General features: G+C 64.5%; 18 protein-coding genes. 8 read left to right on the top strand and 10 right to left on the bottom strand.

Going from position 1 to position 14,532, the window contains the following annotated elements:
• Positions 1-83: 83 nt before the first annotated feature.
• The 10 genes from HNQ60_RS11265 to HNQ60_RS11220 form a co-directional block, all read right to left on the bottom strand.
• A complete protein-coding gene (locus HNQ60_RS11265; RefSeq protein WP_184331686.1) occupies positions 84-557 on the bottom strand; it encodes an ApeP family dehydratase in 474 nt (157 codons plus the stop codon).
• 5 nt (positions 558-562) lie between these two features.
• Entirely contained in the window at positions 563-1,108 is a 546-nt protein-coding gene (locus tag HNQ60_RS11260) for a DUF3261 domain-containing protein (protein ID WP_184331684.1), read from the bottom strand.
• Complete coding sequence (locus tag HNQ60_RS11255; protein ID WP_184331682.1) at positions 1,105-2,337, bottom strand: NAD(P)/FAD-dependent oxidoreductase; 1,233 nt, start codon at positions 2,335-2,337, stop codon at positions 1,105-1,107. The genes HNQ60_RS11260 and HNQ60_RS11255 overlap by 4 nt, the downstream gene beginning before the upstream one ends.
• Positions 2,330-4,726, bottom strand: coding sequence for an MMPL family transporter (locus HNQ60_RS11250; RefSeq protein WP_184331680.1), 2,397 nt, complete (start codon positions 4,724-4,726; stop codon positions 2,330-2,332). The genes HNQ60_RS11255 and HNQ60_RS11250 overlap by 8 nt, the downstream gene beginning before the upstream one ends.
• Positions 4,723-5,385 (bottom strand): outer membrane lipoprotein carrier protein LolA, encoded by a 663-nt coding sequence (locus HNQ60_RS11245; RefSeq protein ID WP_184331678.1) that lies wholly within the window; start codon positions 5,383-5,385, stop codon positions 4,723-4,725. Before HNQ60_RS11245 ends, HNQ60_RS11250 begins: the two co-directional genes overlap by 4 nt.
• A gap of 12 nt (positions 5,386-5,397) precedes the next feature.
• Positions 5,398-5,814: an acyl-CoA thioesterase gene (locus HNQ60_RS11240; protein ID WP_184331676.1), complete on the bottom strand. Its 417-nt coding sequence runs from the start codon at positions 5,812-5,814 to the stop codon at positions 5,398-5,400.
• Positions 5,811-6,566 (bottom strand): glycosyltransferase family 2 protein, encoded by a 756-nt coding sequence (locus HNQ60_RS11235; protein WP_184331674.1) that lies wholly within the window; start codon positions 6,564-6,566, stop codon positions 5,811-5,813. Before HNQ60_RS11235 ends, HNQ60_RS11240 begins: the two co-directional genes overlap by 4 nt.
• Entirely contained in the window at positions 6,563-6,913 is a 351-nt protein-coding gene (locus HNQ60_RS11230) for an ApeI family dehydratase (protein ID WP_184331672.1), read from the bottom strand. The genes HNQ60_RS11235 and HNQ60_RS11230 overlap by 4 nt, the downstream gene beginning before the upstream one ends.
• Before the next feature lie 13 nt (positions 6,914-6,926).
• Positions 6,927-7,196, bottom strand: coding sequence for an acyl carrier protein (locus HNQ60_RS11225; RefSeq protein ID WP_184331670.1), 270 nt, complete (start codon positions 7,194-7,196; stop codon positions 6,927-6,929).
• 64 nt (positions 7,197-7,260) lie between these two features.
• The gene (locus tag HNQ60_RS11220; RefSeq protein WP_184331668.1) at positions 7,261-8,136 is read right to left on the bottom strand and encodes a lysophospholipid acyltransferase family protein; all 876 of its coding nucleotides are present in this window, start codon (positions 8,134-8,136) and stop codon (positions 7,261-7,263) included.
• A gap of 193 nt (positions 8,137-8,329) precedes the next feature.
• Here HNQ60_RS11220 and HNQ60_RS11215 point away from each other — a divergent pair, with 193 nt between their 5' ends.
• From HNQ60_RS11215 to HNQ60_RS11180, 8 genes are read left to right on the top strand one after another with little or no spacing between them, the layout of a single operon-like run.
• On the top strand, positions 8,330-8,608 hold the full coding sequence (locus HNQ60_RS11215) for a phosphopantetheine-binding protein (protein WP_184331666.1): 279 nt from the start codon (positions 8,330-8,332) through the stop codon (positions 8,606-8,608).
• Between the two features lie 25 nt (positions 8,609-8,633).
• Positions 8,634-9,227, top strand: coding sequence for a COG4648 family protein (locus HNQ60_RS11210; RefSeq protein WP_184331664.1), 594 nt, complete (start codon positions 8,634-8,636; stop codon positions 9,225-9,227).
• Positions 9,228-9,242: 15 nt separating this feature from the next.
• On the top strand, positions 9,243-10,550 hold the full coding sequence (locus tag HNQ60_RS11205; RefSeq protein ID WP_184331662.1) for an AMP-binding protein: 1,308 nt from the start codon (positions 9,243-9,245) through the stop codon (positions 10,548-10,550).
• Positions 10,547-10,882: a 3-hydroxyacyl-ACP dehydratase FabZ family protein gene (locus HNQ60_RS11200; protein ID WP_184331660.1), complete on the top strand. Its 336-nt coding sequence runs from the start codon at positions 10,547-10,549 to the stop codon at positions 10,880-10,882. Before HNQ60_RS11205 ends, HNQ60_RS11200 begins: the two co-directional genes overlap by 4 nt.
• Positions 10,879-11,799 carry an LpxL/LpxP family acyltransferase gene (locus HNQ60_RS11195; protein WP_184331659.1) on the top strand — a complete coding sequence of 307 codons (921 nt, stop codon included), beginning with the start codon at positions 10,879-10,881 and terminating at the stop codon, positions 11,797-11,799. The genes HNQ60_RS11200 and HNQ60_RS11195 overlap by 4 nt, the downstream gene beginning before the upstream one ends.
• Positions 11,780-12,958, top strand: coding sequence for a beta-ketoacyl-[acyl-carrier-protein] synthase family protein (locus HNQ60_RS11190; RefSeq protein ID WP_184331657.1), 1,179 nt, complete (start codon positions 11,780-11,782; stop codon positions 12,956-12,958). The genes HNQ60_RS11195 and HNQ60_RS11190 overlap by 20 nt, the downstream gene beginning before the upstream one ends.
• Entirely contained in the window at positions 12,955-13,743 is a 789-nt protein-coding gene (locus HNQ60_RS11185) for a beta-ketoacyl synthase chain length factor (protein ID WP_184331655.1), read from the top strand. Before HNQ60_RS11190 ends, HNQ60_RS11185 begins: the two co-directional genes overlap by 4 nt.
• Complete coding sequence (locus HNQ60_RS11180) at positions 13,740-14,171, top strand: hydroxymyristoyl-ACP dehydratase (protein WP_184331653.1); 432 nt, start codon at positions 13,740-13,742, stop codon at positions 14,169-14,171. The genes HNQ60_RS11185 and HNQ60_RS11180 overlap by 4 nt, the downstream gene beginning before the upstream one ends.
• Positions 14,172-14,532 lie beyond the last annotated feature (361 nt).

Below are 14,532 nucleotides of genomic sequence, written 5' to 3'. Positions count from 1 at the left end.
TGAGTGATCGACACGGGAAGGATTTCTTGTCCCCGTGCACCCCGTGTTCCCCGTGGAAATCCTCATCTTGATCTTCATGATCCTCATCTCGCCTCTCCTGCGACGCGTTCGCCGCGGATGACGGCCAGAACATCCTTCGGTCGGATCGCCTTCACATCGCCGCGAGCCAGCACCCTTGCTCCGTCGTGGATGGTGCAAGCGAATGCGACCAGGTCGCTTTCATCGCGCAGCAGCAGGTCGGCGCGGATGCTGAGGCGGGTGCCGGGCGGAAACCATTCGACTTCGGCAACGTAGCGACGCGATCCCAGCAGCAGACCGATACTCGGCTTCTGCCCTGCCCGCGCTTCATCGATGCCGGAGTACGCGCACATCGTCTGCGCCATGTACTCGAGCCCGACCCATGCAGGGACGCCGCGTCCGACCTCGCAGAATTGCGTGTCGGCATCCACGGTCAGCGCACAGATCACGTGATCGGGGCCGTACTCGACGAGCTCATCGAGCAGCAGCATGCGGCCTTCATGAGGCAGCACATCTTCGATCCTGAACTGCGGTGTCATTCGCGTCACAGAGCCTTGCTGTCGATCTGCAGCGAGTAACCATACTCCAGGTTCACCAGCCAGCTGCGACCGGACCAGGGATCGTCGCCCCCGTAATGTGCTTCGGCGACGAGGTTCCCGTCGCGGCGCAGCCGTCGTGTTCCGGACGAGTCACTCACATCCCAGCCCTGCTGTTTCAGGGGCTGCTGCAACGCAGCCGCCGGCCAGAATACGAACTGCAGATCGGCCAGCAAGCGCCGCGGCGTCAGCTGCTCCGGCGTCGGCAGGCTCTGCTCCGACTGCACATCGCGGCCGTCGTAGTGGATCGTGAACAGACGCACGCCCATCGCGCTCAGGCCGACGACGGTCATCTGTCCGTCCTTGACGGTGACGACGCAGTTCAATGTCATCTCGCGACTGCCGATCGCGCCGCGAACGACCTGGTTCACGGAGCGCTCCGCACCGAGCGCCGATGGCGCAACGAGCGGACGTTCCGGGGTTGCCGTGCGCTGGCTCTGGGGCGCGCCCGCGCACCCGGCCAGCAGCAGCGACAATACCGCTACCCATTTCATGCGCTCAAAGCTCCCGCACGGCACGTAGCGGCGAGTGCGCGCAAACGCCGGCCGGACTGGGGTCCCGTATAAGGATTGTTCGTGTCCCACACGTAGCCCGCGAGCACCGAACAGATCATGCGATGGATGTTCGCGTCCTTGTGCTCGAAGAAGATCACATCCTGGAGACTGCCGTCGTACCAGCCCGTGACGAAGCTGCGGAACGTTTCGACGCCGTACATCAGCGGCTCCGCGAACTCGCGCTGCCAGTCGGTGCTTTCGCCGCGGAACTGACGATCGAGCAGGTTCGCCGCGAGGCTCGCCGACTTCATCGCGATGGTCACGCCGGAGGAGAACACCGGATCGAGGAACTCCGCCGCGTTGCCGAGCAGTGCGAATCCCGGTCCGTGCAAGCGCGTGACCTTCGCTGCATAGCCGACAATCTCGCCGACAGGACGCACGGTGTGCGCCGCATGCAGCAGCTCCTTGAGACTCGGCTCTTCGGCGATGAGCTGCCACAGCCGCTCCTCGTTCGAGCCCTGGAACTTTGCGTGATGCTCGCGCGAAGCGACGACACCGAGCGACGAATTGCCGTCGGAAAACGGGATCAGCCAGGACCAGACATCGGACTTGTCAGGATGCACGCCGATGCGGATCTTCTGGCGATCGAAGGCGCCGGCCACGATGTTGTCCTTCACGTGGACGAACAGCGCCGCGCGCTCGGGGAAATCCGATGGACGGTGCAGATCGAGCAGCCGCGGCAGCGTGCGACCAAAGCCGCTCGCGTCGAGCACGAACCGCGGACGATACGTCCTCACCTCGTCGCCGGCCTTCGCCGTCACGATCGGGCGATCACCGGAGACATCGACCGCCGTGATCTCGACTTCGTACTGGATCTTCGCACCGCGCTTGGCGGCTTCCTTCGCAAGCACGTGATCGAACTGCGCACGCGGGACCTGGAACGTGAACGGATGGCCCGGCGATGATTTGTCCGCGAAGTTGAACTCCGAGTAGCGATCGTTGTGAACGAAGGCCGCACCGTTCTTGAACTGGAAACCGCATGCCATGACGGCCTCGAGCATCCCCGCCTCGTGCAGCAACTCGGCGCTGTTGGCGAGCAGGCTCTCGCCGATCGAGAACCGCGGAAACTGCTGCCGCTCGAGCACGAGCACGTCATAGCCCTTGGCGGCGAGCAGCGCGGCCGACATCGACCCCGCCGGACCCGCACCGATGATCAGAACATCAACCATGAATCGCTTCTTCCCGCCGCGCTGTGCGCGGCCCTAACGTAGTGAGGCAACTGAACAGGACGAAAAGCCAGGAGAACGAAATTGCACACAGCAGCGTCAGGCCGATGCTGCGAATGAAGGGGGTTGCGCTCAGCGCAAGCAGGCCGAAGGCGATCAGCGTCGTGCAGGCGGACAACGTGACGCTCAGGATCGCCGTCGGACGATTGTCGCGACCATGGCGCAGGAAGATGCCGTAGTCGATCCCGAGCCCGAGCACGAGCCAGAGCGCGAGCAGTGTGAAGAGATTCATCCCCACACCGAGCCAGCCGAAGAGTCCCAGCGTCACCAGCGTCGCGGCGACGGAAGGCAGCAACATTCGCGGGGCATCGCGCCAGCCGAAACGGATCATCAGGACGATGCCGGCGACGGCGTAGACCGCTGCGAGCAGCAACGTCATTGCATGACGATAACGCCCCAGCGTCGCTGTCGTCTCGGCGACGCGATCGATGAGACGGACATCCGGCTGCGAGATCGCGCCCAACGCAGGCACATCGACGATACCGCCGAGTGCGACCACAGTCGCGTAGCGTGTGCCGACTTGCCCGAGCCAGAGATCCCGCAGACCCTTCGACGCCGCACTCGACAGCCACTCATCGACGGCGAGCGGAGCATTCGCCGCACTGAAGTCCTGGCGACGCTTCTCGATGGATTCCGCGGGAAAGCCGAGCGACCCCATCACCCTGTCCAGCAGCGCGCCGGGCGCAAACACCTGCTGCGCGAGTAGTTCGTGATTCCGGCGTTGCTGCGTTTCCGAGGGCAGCGCCTGAGTGACCGACTGGTACGAGGCGATCGCGCCCGTCGCTACGAGGCGGTCGAGTTGTGTGGCGAGTTGCTGCGCATTGTCGAGCGCCGTCTGCGCCGAGTCGCCGGAGACGAGGAAGAATCGAGTCTCGATACCGCTGCCGAGAAGCTCCCGTACGCGTTGTTCGCTGGCGATGAGATCGGGCGGCGACTGTTGCAGGGCCTTCACATCGTCGCGAACCTGCAGGCGTGTGAGACCGATCGCCGTCAGCACAACGATCGCAGCAACGAACGCGAGCTTCAGCGGGCCCCAATGCCACCGCAGCAGGACGCCGTCGATGGCGCCACCGATCTTCGCACCGAGCTTCGGCAGCCGCTGGCGCCGCGTATGCGCGAGTACGGGGTAGAGGCACAGCACACAGCCGCATCCCACGATGAGACCGATCATGCAGAAGACCGCGATCTGCTCGAGTCCAGGGAAGGGCACGACCGCCAGCACTGCGTAGCCGATGAGCGTAGTCGTCAGGCCAAGAAGGATCGCCGGCCCGACGTGACGGGCCGCATCGACCGGCGTCCAGCGCGTCGGATCACGGAACCGGTCCGCGAAGAAATGAATCGAGTAGTCGATGACGCTGCCGATCAGGCTCGAACCGAACACGACCGCCAGCAGATGTACTTCGCCGAAGATGTAATGCACCGCCGTGAATGCCGCGACGACAGCCAGCGACAACGTCATCAGGCCGAGCAGCAACGGACGCATCGCCCCGAAGATCAGCAGCAGGAGCAACACGACCGCGATGGCCTCGATCGTACCGAAGGTGGTGATCTCGTCTTCCGCCCTCTCAGTCGCCGCGGCCGCGTGCTGAATCGCACCCGACATCAGGATCTCGACCGCTGCAGGCGCTGCGCGACTTGCCGCGCTGCGCGCCTGTGCGATCGCAGGCATGACCTGCTCCTGCACGGACGAAGCGAACGGACTGCCTTTGTTCTCCGTGAGCACGAGCACCCACGATCGTTCCTCGCCTTCGACGACCAGCATGGATCCTTCCAGCCGCGCCCTGCCCGCCGCGCGCGCTTGCGTGCGGAGGAAGTTGTTCATCAACCCGATCGGATCTTCCGCGATGCCGATCGGCTGCATCAGTCCCGTCGGCGTGTAGGCTGCACGCAGCGCACGGGTCGCCAACCGGTCGGTGTTTCCTTCCGCGAGCGCCTTCTCATCTTCAGGCGCCAGCAGGTAAGCACGATGCGCGAGGTAGGTATCGATCCGCTGACGCAGGGCTTCATCCGCTTCGAGCTGCACACTCTCGAAGGCACCCGAAGCCCGCAGCTCGGCAGCGAAGCTCGTGGCGGCGAGACGAGCATCGGCGAGCTTTTCGCTGCCGATGAGGAAGATCTGCTTGCGTGCGAGCCGTGCGGAGAATGCATCGAGCGCCTCATCGAGCGCGCGATCCTGCTGCGTCCGTGGCAGCAACGCGAGAATGTCGGTCTCGACGCGCAGGTGGGGAACGACATGAAATGCGAACACGGCGAGCAGCGCGATCATGAGCGCGCCCCACGCGAAGAAGCGCGTGCGCATCGAGCCCGGTGTTGCGTCCTGTCGGATGATCACGGCCGTGCCAGCTCGAACAATGCGCGGACATCCGCACCGGGTTGGGCACCCGAGTATTCGATGCCCGACAGGTCGATGACCGTGCGATCACCGTGCACGTCGGTGAGTACGACCTCTTCGACGTCCCTGGCGCCGGTCACGGTCGCTTCCTTGAATACGGCGTTCATCGCCGCCGCGCGCGGCCGCAAGCCGATGATCCAGCGATCGCCCTGGCTCAGGCCGTAGAGATCGAAGTTCGCATTCAGGCGAGCGACGTCCAGCGTGAAGAGCGCGAGAAACACATCGGCGATCACACGCACCGCGGGCTGCTCGTCGGAAGAGAGTCGCATCGTCTGCGAACCCTCATCGCGCTGCACGATCCCTTTCGACGTCAGCACGACGACCGAGTCGAACGGCTGCTGGGTGTGCCAGTACACGCCGAGATCGCGAACGAAGATGAAGTCGCCGTCGGCGACCAGCGGCTGCGGAATTTCGCGCAGATGCTTCGAGTGTGTGAAGCGTCCTTTCAGAACCTGCGCCTTCGACAGCTGTGCCGCGGGTTTGGCGAGCGTAGAGGCAAGCAGCGCCTCGCCGGTGGCCGGATGGGCAAACGGGTCGGCGGCGTACGCGGTCAGCGACCACAGCAACATCAGGAGCAGGCTCGTGCAGGCAGTTTTCATCCGTTCACCGCTTCATGCTCGCTGCAGGCCGAGACGCTCGAACAGTACCGGCGGCGACACGAAACACATCTCGCCGTTGCTCATGTCGACCGCCACCTGAACCGTCGTTCCCTTCGTCAAGCGCTGGCCGCTTTCCCGATCGCTCACCAGGTAGTCGATCAGCAGCCTGTTCTCCCACTCGCGCAACGTCGCTTTGACCAGGACGCGCTGACCGAAGCGCACGGGTTTGACGTAGCGGATGCGCATGTCGATCACCGGCCACATGAAGCCCGATGCGCGCATGGCGTCGTAACCGTACCCGAAACTGTCGAGCATCTCGCAACGCGCGATCTCGAAATACTTGGCGTAGTGACCGTGCCACGCGACACCGATCGAATCGATGTCATGGAACGGGATTGTGATCTCGACCTGCGCTTCGACCGTCCTCATGCAGCAACCTTATGCAGCCGCTGAACGACGCGTCGCCCCAGCAGTATCGGCAATCGCAGCAGCATGCCGAAGAACAGACGCGTGTGCATCGCACTGATGAACAGGTTGTCGCGGAGCATCTGGAAATGCGAGACGCCATCGACGGGATACGTGACTCGCGTGGGCAGGCTCACGATCGCGACGCCCGTCCAGCTCAGGCGCACCATGATCTCGGTGTCGAAATCCATTCGCCGCCCGAGGCGATTGCGACGCCAGACCTGGCAGGTGCTCGCAAGCGGATAGACACGCAGGCCGCACATCGAATCCTTGATCTCGAAGGAGAGCGTATTCACCCACACCCAGAAGTGCGTGATGTAGCGACCGTACAGGCGCGATCGGGGAACCGACTCGTCGTAGACAGCCTGCCCGCTGATCATCGCCGCGGGCTGGCGCCGCGCCGCTTCGATCAACCGCGGCACGTCGCCCGGTTGATGCTGGCCATCCGCATCGATCTGCAACGCATGCGTGAAGCCCTCGGCGAGCGCTGCATCACAGCCGACCATGACCGCGCCGCCCTTGCCCTGGTTGATCGCGAGCCGCTGGATGCTGACGGATGGTTCCCTGGCAGCGATATCGGCGAGCGCCCGCTGCGATGGCTCATCGGAGCCGTCGTCGACGATGCGGATCGGCAGGCCGAACGGCTTGAGCGAATCGACCACCTGCGCGATGGCGCCGGGGTGGTTGTAGAACGGGATGAGGATGCAGAGCTTCATCGGATCACTTCGAACAGCGCACGGCCGCCCGAACACGGCTGCCCGTCCACCTGGTACTCGAAGGTCAGTTCGTTGCGGTCGCGATCGAACGAGAGCAGCAGCGTGATGCTGGCGCCCGGCTGGATCACGCGCGTGAACTTCACGCCAGCCAGCGAACGGAACGACGCGTCGAACGGGATGTGCTGGCGCGCGAACTCGATCGCCCATCCGATCTGCACGACGCCCGGCAGCAGCGCGCAGCCGGGGAAATGCCCCTCGAAATATTCGAGTGACGCAGGCACCGCGAAATCCAGGCGGACGCCGGTGTCCGTGCGCTGGACGCGGCCGATCTCGGGAATCCGGAGCACCTTGCGGCCCGCATCAGGCGGCGGGACTGGCCATCAGCGCCTGGATCGCATCGATCACATCGCCGACAGTGCGCACGTGCTTGAAGGTCTGCGGCTGGATCTTACGGCCGGTCAGCTCCTTCAGCTTGAGGATGAGATCCACGGCATCGATGCTGTCGATGTCGAGATCGTTGTAAAGATGGGCTTCGGGCACGATCTGCTCGGGCTTGAGCTCGAACAGCTCGACCAGTACCTGTCGCAGGTACTCCAGGATTTCTTCGCGCGATTTTGTAGTCACTGACATGTAAGCATCTCGAGCAGGCAGCGGACGGGTTTCGAGCCGCCGCCTGAAAAAACGTTCCGGTTCGTTACTGTCCCGATCCGGACAGGATTGCCCGCCGTGGCAGCGCATCCGCTGCGGCCGCATCCGGCACTGCGACCATGCGTTCCTGAATCTCGCTTCCCGCCAGCGCAGCTTCCGCCGCGCCGTAGTAACCGAGCAACCACTGCGTCAGCCGGCGAGCCGATCGTGCCGGCGGTTCATCCTCGCGGCGGAACTGCCCCGCGGGAACCGGCTGGCCGACGACCACATCCAGGTGGAAACGCCGTGCCGGCACGCGATACCAGGGATTCCCCTTGAACAAGGTCGGGGGATCACAAGTGATCGTCACCGGCAGGATCTCGCAGTCCGCGGCCAGCGCGATGTGCGCCGCACCACGCTGCATCCGGATCGGCTTGCCCGGCACCGTCCGGGTGCCTTCCGGAAACACCAGCAGCGAGTGGCCGCGCCGCAGTGTCTTCGCACATCCCTCGATGAGCTCCTCGCCCTCCGAGTTCGGGATGTAGGACGCCCATGATACCGGCCAGCGCAGGAACGGATTGCGCCACAGCCCACGCTTTACGATGCAGTCGACCTCCGGCATCTGCGAGACCAGCAAAACGACATCCAGAAGCGTCGGGTGATTCGCCACTATCAACCGCCCGGGTTCCCGCAGCCGCGCGCCGCCCTCGACGCGGTACGTCAGGATTCCCAGCACGCGCATGACTTCCATGTACAGCCGGAACGTGAGCTGCATTCCGCGCTGAATCCGCTTACGGGCCACGTCCGAGTCGAACGTCGACAGGCGCAGCAGCGGAAACATCGTCAGGCTGATGAACAGTGCGCCGACGCCGAACAGCACGAACACAAACCCCGTCGCGAAAACACGCCACGCGGTGCTGAGCTTGCGCCCCATTCTCGACATCGAACCGGCACCTCAGTACGTGGACTTTTCGTTATGTGAGCCGCGACGATGCAATCGCGGGACGTGATGTCAGAGTATAAACTGTCGCGCCTCACGCGGGACCGCCTCACGCAACGATGATTAGCCCCGCCGGCTCTCCCGGCGGATGCAGCGCAGTCGGCCCGGTAAGAAATTCACTGGAGAACTGGCAAGCATGTCCGGTCAGACCGCGGAAGAATTGCTCATGGCGCAGCGCCTCGTTCAGGCGCTGAACCTCGATCATGTGCAACCCGAGGCAATCGTCCCCGAGGCGCCGCTGTTCGGCGGCGCGCAGGGTCTGGGCCTGGATTCGATCGATGCACTCGAAATCGCGCTGATGGTCCAGCAGCAGTACGGGCTCGAACTGCGCTCGGACGACAGTGAGGTCAAGGCAGCCTTCGCTTCGCTGCGCTCCCTGACCGGGCACGTTCTGCAACGCCGCAAGGGCGGCTGAACGAAGCTCCCGGACGAGCCTGACCATGCCCTGGCTCGCTCTGGGTTACCCGCTGCTGGCGCACCTGGCCGTCATCCTCGACGAACGGTGGCTGCAATGGCTCGCACTCGCCTGGCTGCTCATGGTTTCCCTGAGCGGCGCGCTCCTGCACCGGCGACCCTGGGCCTGGATCGTCTTCATCCTGGGTTCGGCGGCCCTGTATGCGCTGGTCACGATGAACCATGGGCTGTATGCGCTCTATGTGCCACCGGCTCTGATTCCCGCCGCCTTGTTCATCCTCTTCTCGCGTTCCCTGCGCGCGGGTGAAACGCCGCTGGTCACGAACGTCGCCACGGCGATCCGGGGCGAGCCGCTGCCGCCGGACCTGCTGGTCTACACACGACACGTAACGCAATTGTGGTGCGCCGTCTGCCTGGCGCTGTTCATCTCCGCCGTGACGCTCGCGGTCTGGGCCTCACCGCCGTTGTGGTCCCTGATGACGAATATCGTGCACTACCTCGTGCTGGGCGCCGTATTCGTCATCGAGTTCGCTTACCGGCGGATCCGTTTCCGTCACCACGAACACACCGGCTTGTTGCAGTATCTGCGCCGGCTCGCACAGACCCGCATCCGGCCCTGAACCGATCCGCTGCCGATGGCTTCGCCCGACCTGCTACCGCTCGTCTCCGCCGACACGCTCGATGACTGCATCGCGCACTATCGCGGGCGATCGATCAGTGTGGCGCAGTTCATCGCGACCGCCGACGACTTCAGTCGTTCGCTGCCCAGCGCTTCGTACGCGATCAATCTCGCCGAGAACCGTTATCACTTTCTGCTCGGATGGATCGCGGCGTGCCTGCGCAACCAGGTGACATTGCTGCCGTCCGCGCAGGCCGCGGGCGTGCTGGAAGATCTCGCTCGCGAGTATCCCGATCATCACGTAGTCGATGACGACGCGGTGGCGCAATTCCTCGAGCGCTCGCAAGTGCTGCCCGCGAGTGAAACTCCGTCGCACTGGCGCATCGAAGCCACCAGAATCGTCGCCATAGCCTTCACTTCAGGCACGACTGCCGCGCCGCAGCCTCATCCGAAAACATGGCGCAGCCTCGTACGCAACTCGCAGTTGGCCGCGCAGGAAGTCCTCGGCGGTCGACGGATGAATGTCGTCGCCACCGTGCCTCCGCAACACATGTATGGACTGGAGAACTCCCTGGTCTCCGCCCTGTCGGCGCAATGTCGACTCTACGATGGCAAACCGTTCTTCCCCGCCGACGTGCGCGCGGCACTTGAAAGCGTGCCCGCGCCACGAACGCTTGTGACGACGCCCGCGCATCTCAAGATCCTGGTCGAAGCCGGCATCGGCTTGCCGCCGCTGCAGCGAATCGTGTCGGCGACGGCGCCGCTTGCGATCGACCTCGCCGCCCGCGTCGAACAGGCGTGGGGCGCACCCGTCATGGAAATCTACGGCTGCACGGAAGCGGGCGTCATGGCGCATCGACGCACGACACAGACTGAGCGATGGCAGGCATTCGACGGCAGCAGCGTCGTGACGCTGGAAGGTGTCGCAACCTACCGCGCGCCGCAGCTGCCGGAACCGATACCACTGCAGGACGTCATCGAGTCGTACAGCGACACCGAATTTGCATTGCGCGGACGCGTAGGCGACATGATCAAGGTGGCCGGCAAACGGGCGTCGCTGCAGGACATCACGCGCCAGATTCTTGCTGTGCCCGGCGTTGTCGATGCAGTCGTATTCGCACCGCAGCCTGACGCACGACCCGCCGCACTCGTCGTCGCCCCGGGCATCGATGCAGCTCAGGTTCTCTCGACGCTGCGCGAAAGGATCGAACAGGTGTTCGTCCCCCGGCCGCTGATCGTCGTCGATCACCTGCCCCGCAACGCCGTAGGCAAGCTGCCTCATGCAACGCTGCTCCAGTTGCTCGATCAGCATCGACACGCATGAACACGCCGGCACACACCCTGCAGGCTCAGCTGCGCATTCCCGCGGCTCACCCGGCATTCGCGGGTCATTTCCCAGGGAATCCGATCGTGCCGGGCGTCGTGCTGCTCGATCACGTCCTGCAGGCGATTCAGGCACATCGCAACTGCCGGCTGTTGTCGATTGCGAGCGTGAAGTTCCTGCAGCCGGTCCTGCCGGATGATGTCGTCGACCTTGAGATCCGGATCTCTCCAGTCGCCGCCGCGGAACACCGCGCGCATTTTCGCGGTCTGCGCGCTGCGACGGCCGTGATCGAAGGCGTGTTCACGCTCCAGGACAACGAGGCCGCATCGTGAGCGACTGGCGCAGTCACAAAGAACGCAGCACGCCCGCCATGGTGCGGCTGATCGTATGGCTCGCCACTCACCTGCGTCGTTCGACAGTGCGCCCGGTGCTGTACCCGATCGTCGCGTACTTCATATTGACGAGCCCGACAGCCCGCGCGGCATCGAAGGATTATCTGCAACGTGCGCTCGGCCGGACGCCGCGCTGGCGCGACCAGTGGCGTCATTTCTTCGCGTTCGCCAGCTGTACGCTCGATCGCATCTTCCTGCTGTCCGACCGCGTCGAAGGTCTCGACGTGGATGTCGATCGGCCGGAGGAAGTACGTGCCGTGGTGGCCCGCAGCGTCGGCTGCCTGCTGTTCGTCGCGCATTTCGGCAGCGCCGAATCGTTGCGGCTCATTGCCGTGAATCGCCGCGGCCTGCCGCTCTCGATCCTGCTCGATCGCAATCACGGTCGCATGCTGACCCAACTGCTGGAGCAGTTGAATCCGCAGCTCGCCGCCAGCGTCATCGATGCCTCCGAACGCGGCCCGCAGCTCGTGCTGAAACTGAAGGATGCGCTGCAGTCGGGCCGCATGATCGGAATCATGGCCGATCGCGCGCTCGCGACAGATCGATCGGTCACCGTCGACTTCCTCGGTGGACGCGCGCGCATGCCGGTCGGTCCGTGGCAGCTCGCTCACGCACTGCAGGTACCGATCGTGCTGGGCTTCGGCTGCTATCACGGCGGCAATCGCTACACCGCGCATTTCGAGCTCTTCGCGGAATCCGTGCGCTTGCCGCGAGAGGATCGTGACGGTGCCATCGGGGCACTCGCACAACGTTACGCGGAGCGGCTCGAACACTACGCGAAGCTCGCGCCCTACAATTGGTTCAACTTCTACGACTACTGGCTGACGGGTTCCGACGATGCGGCCGCTCCCCATTAGCGCTTACACGGTAACGTCCGCGCTCGGCGCGGGCCGGGCAGCGCACCTCCATGCCTTGCGATCCGGCGCTACCGGGCTGCGCAAGCTCGCGTTCGACACCAACACGCTGGATTGCTGGCTCGGCGAAGTCGAAGGTCTCGGCAACGCCCTCACTGGCGAATCCGCGCGATGGGACTGCCGCAACAATCGTCTCGCAGCGCTGGCACTCCGACAGGACGGCTTCGAGGACTCCGTGCGCCGCTGTCGCGATCGTTACGGCGCGGCACGAGTCGGCGTGTTCATCGGCACGAGCACCTCCGGCGTTCATCACACCGAGATCGCCTATCGCGAGCGCGACGCATCGACGAACGCTCTGCCCGACTGGTTCGATCATAGGCACACCCAGAACATTTTCTCGGTGGCCGACTTCGTTGCGGCCTGGCTCGGCCTCGCGGGTCCAGCATTCGCGATTTCGACGGCCTGTTCATCGAGCGCCAAGGTTTTCGCCGCGGCCAGCCGCGCCATCGCGGCAGGTGCCTGCGATGCAGCCGTCGTCGGCGGTGTCGACAGCCTCTGTCTTACGACGCTCCATGGATTCAATTCGCTGCAGCTCGTTTCCGCCGACATCTGCCGGCCGGCCGACGCGGCGCGCAACGGAATCTCCATCGGCGAAGCAGGCGGATTCGCCCTGCTCGAGCCGGACGCCGGAACCCCGGTTCGATTGATCGGCTATGGCGAATCGAGCGACGCCTATCACATGTCGTCGCCGGAACCGGATGGCCGCGGAGCAATCGCCTCGATGCAGGCCGCGCTCGCACGCGGTGGCGTCGAACCTCATCAGGTGGACTACATCAACCTGCACGGCACAGGAACGGTCGCGAACGACAACGCCGAAGCGCGCGGCGTCTGCACCGTCTTCGGAGCAGGAACACCGTGCAGCTCCACCAAGGGCTGGACGGGTCACACGCTCGGCGCGGCCGGCATCGTCGAGTCGGCGATCAGCCTTCTGGCCATCGAACACGGCTTCCTGCCGCGGAGTCTCAACACGCGCAGCAAGGATCCGGCGATCGAAGCGGGAATCCTGCTGGAAAGCCGCAATGGCAGCGTCGATCGCGTGCTGAGCAATTCCTTCGGCTTCGGCGGCAGCAATTGCAGCCTGTTGTTCGGGAAGACGCCATGAAGTCCGTCTTCATCGAAGCAGTCGGCATCGCGGCCCCAGGCTTTGCGTCGTGGACGGAGGCTCGCCAAGTCCTTGCGGGACACGTGCAGTACAACGACGTGCCTCTGCCGCCTCATCAACCGGCGCTTCTGCCACCGAACGAGCGTCGTCGGGCAACGCCCGCCGTGCGGCTCGCCTTCCAGGCGGCTGAAGATGCGATGAAGATGACGCAGCGTCCGCCCGCCGATCTGGCAACGGTCTTCGCTTCATCCGACGCCGACCTGAACATCATTCATCGGATCAGCACGGCGCTGACGATCACACCCCGGCTGGTATCACCCACCGATTTCCACAACTCCGTGCACAACGCTGCGGCGGGCTACTGGAGTATTGCTGTCGGCTCGCGGGCGCCATCATCGACGCTCAGTGCATACGACAGTTCTTTCGCCGCCGGACTTCTGGAAGCGTGCCTGCTCACGCAGATCGACGGTCACGACACGCTGCTCGTGGCCTTCGACCTGCCGCCGCCGGAGCCGATGCTGGCGAAGCGACCGATCGGTTGCCCAGCGGCTGTCGCACTCGTGCTCACGCATGAACGACAGCCGAACTCACTGGCGGAAATCCGGTGCGCCGCGACGACGCAGTCCGAATCCGCTCTCACCGATCCCGCTCTCGAAGCGCTGCGCCTGCGCAACCCTGCGACGCGGGCATTGCCGCTGCTCGAGCACCTTGCCGCGCAACGATCAGGCCGCATCGTGCTGCCCAGTGCACGCGACAATCTCGCCGTCGAACTGAGTCTGGTGTGAGCACCGAGAGCGAAATCGGTCGCGAGCGGCTGGAGCAGCTAGTGCCGCACGCCGGCAGCATGTGCCTGCTCGATCGCGTCCTGTCGCATGCGTCCGATCGAATCGTGTGCGTTGCCGACAACCATCGCGATGCTGCGCATCCGCTGAGACACGGCGGCCGACTCGCCGCACTGCATCTCGCGGAATATGCAGCGCAGGCAACCGCCGTCCACGGTGCCCTGGTCGGCACCGGCACAGCTCGTCCCGGCATGCTCGCGGCGCTGCGCGACCTGCGTCTCTTCATCGATCGCATCGACACACTCGATACGCCGCTGATGATCACCGCCAGGAGGCAGCTGTCTCAGGCGAGCGGGTCGCTCTACGAATTCGAGGTCCGGGCCGGCGACCGGCTGCTGTGCCAGGGACGGGTGGCGATTGCATTGGGATGAGCAGGACGAGCGATGAGCGGTGAGCGATGAGCCGGAACAGGAAGCGAGGCTCGCTGGCGCGATGACGTCCGGCTAAAGCCGGACCCACAGTCCGGACCCGAGCCGATCCCCGGGCCCCTCTGGCTCACAGCTCATAGCTCACAGCTCGCAGCCCCTCCCGTAGAATCATCGACTTGTCACCGACCGCACAGCATTGGTTGCCCACACCATGACGGTTGCGTTAAGGCGCCGTCTGCCCTGCCACGTCGTGCGGCGTTGCGCAAGCGCTAAGTTGCTGTTTGGCTTTGCAAAATGAAAGGCGCTGAAATATTGATCAGGATCGAAAGCTGCTCGCGAAACGCCCACTTGGAGCGTTTGATCC

It is taken from the genome of Povalibacter uvarum (genome assembly GCF_014202975.1).
Taxonomy (GTDB): domain Bacteria; phylum Pseudomonadota; class Gammaproteobacteria; order Steroidobacterales; family Steroidobacteraceae; genus Steroidobacter; species Steroidobacter uvarum.
This window is presented reverse-complemented; position numbering and strand designations above follow the sequence as displayed.

Coding starts and splice junctions, on each gene's coding strand:
- HNQ60_RS11245 (WP_184331678.1), bottom strand. CDS start 5,385: ATGAAAACTGCCTGCACGAGCCTGCTCCTGATGTTGCTGTGGTCGCTG.
- HNQ60_RS11215 (WP_184331666.1), top strand. CDS start 8,330: ATGTCCGGTCAGACCGCGGAAGAATTGCTCATGGCGCAGCGCCTCGTT.
- HNQ60_RS11200 (WP_184331660.1), top strand. CDS start 10,547: ATGAACACGCCGGCACACACCCTGCAGGCTCAGCTGCGCATTCCCGCG.
- HNQ60_RS11255 (WP_184331682.1), bottom strand. CDS start 2,337: ATGGTTGATGTTCTGATCATCGGTGCGGGTCCGGCGGGGTCGATGTCG.
- HNQ60_RS11235 (WP_184331674.1), bottom strand. CDS start 6,566: ATGAAGCTCTGCATCCTCATCCCGTTCTACAACCACCCCGGCGCCATC.
- HNQ60_RS11210 (WP_184331664.1), top strand. CDS start 8,634: ATGCCCTGGCTCGCTCTGGGTTACCCGCTGCTGGCGCACCTGGCCGTC.
- HNQ60_RS11205 (WP_184331662.1), top strand. CDS start 9,243: ATGGCTTCGCCCGACCTGCTACCGCTCGTCTCCGCCGACACGCTCGAT.
- HNQ60_RS11190 (WP_184331657.1), top strand. CDS start 11,780: ATGCGGCCGCTCCCCATTAGCGCTTACACGGTAACGTCCGCGCTCGGC.
- HNQ60_RS11265 (WP_184331686.1), bottom strand. CDS start 557: ATGACACCGCAGTTCAGGATCGAAGATGTGCTGCCTCATGAAGGCCGC.
- HNQ60_RS11260 (WP_184331684.1), bottom strand. CDS start 1,108: ATGAAATGGGTAGCGGTATTGTCGCTGCTGCTGGCCGGGTGCGCGGGC.
- HNQ60_RS11220 (WP_184331668.1), bottom strand. CDS start 8,136: ATGTCGAGAATGGGGCGCAAGCTCAGCACCGCGTGGCGTGTTTTCGCG.
- HNQ60_RS11185 (WP_184331655.1), top strand. CDS start 12,955: ATGAAGTCCGTCTTCATCGAAGCAGTCGGCATCGCGGCCCCAGGCTTT.
- HNQ60_RS11225 (WP_184331670.1), bottom strand. CDS start 7,196: ATGTCAGTGACTACAAAATCGCGCGAAGAAATCCTGGAGTACCTGCGA.
- HNQ60_RS11240 (WP_184331676.1), bottom strand. CDS start 5,814: ATGAGGACGGTCGAAGCGCAGGTCGAGATCACAATCCCGTTCCATGAC.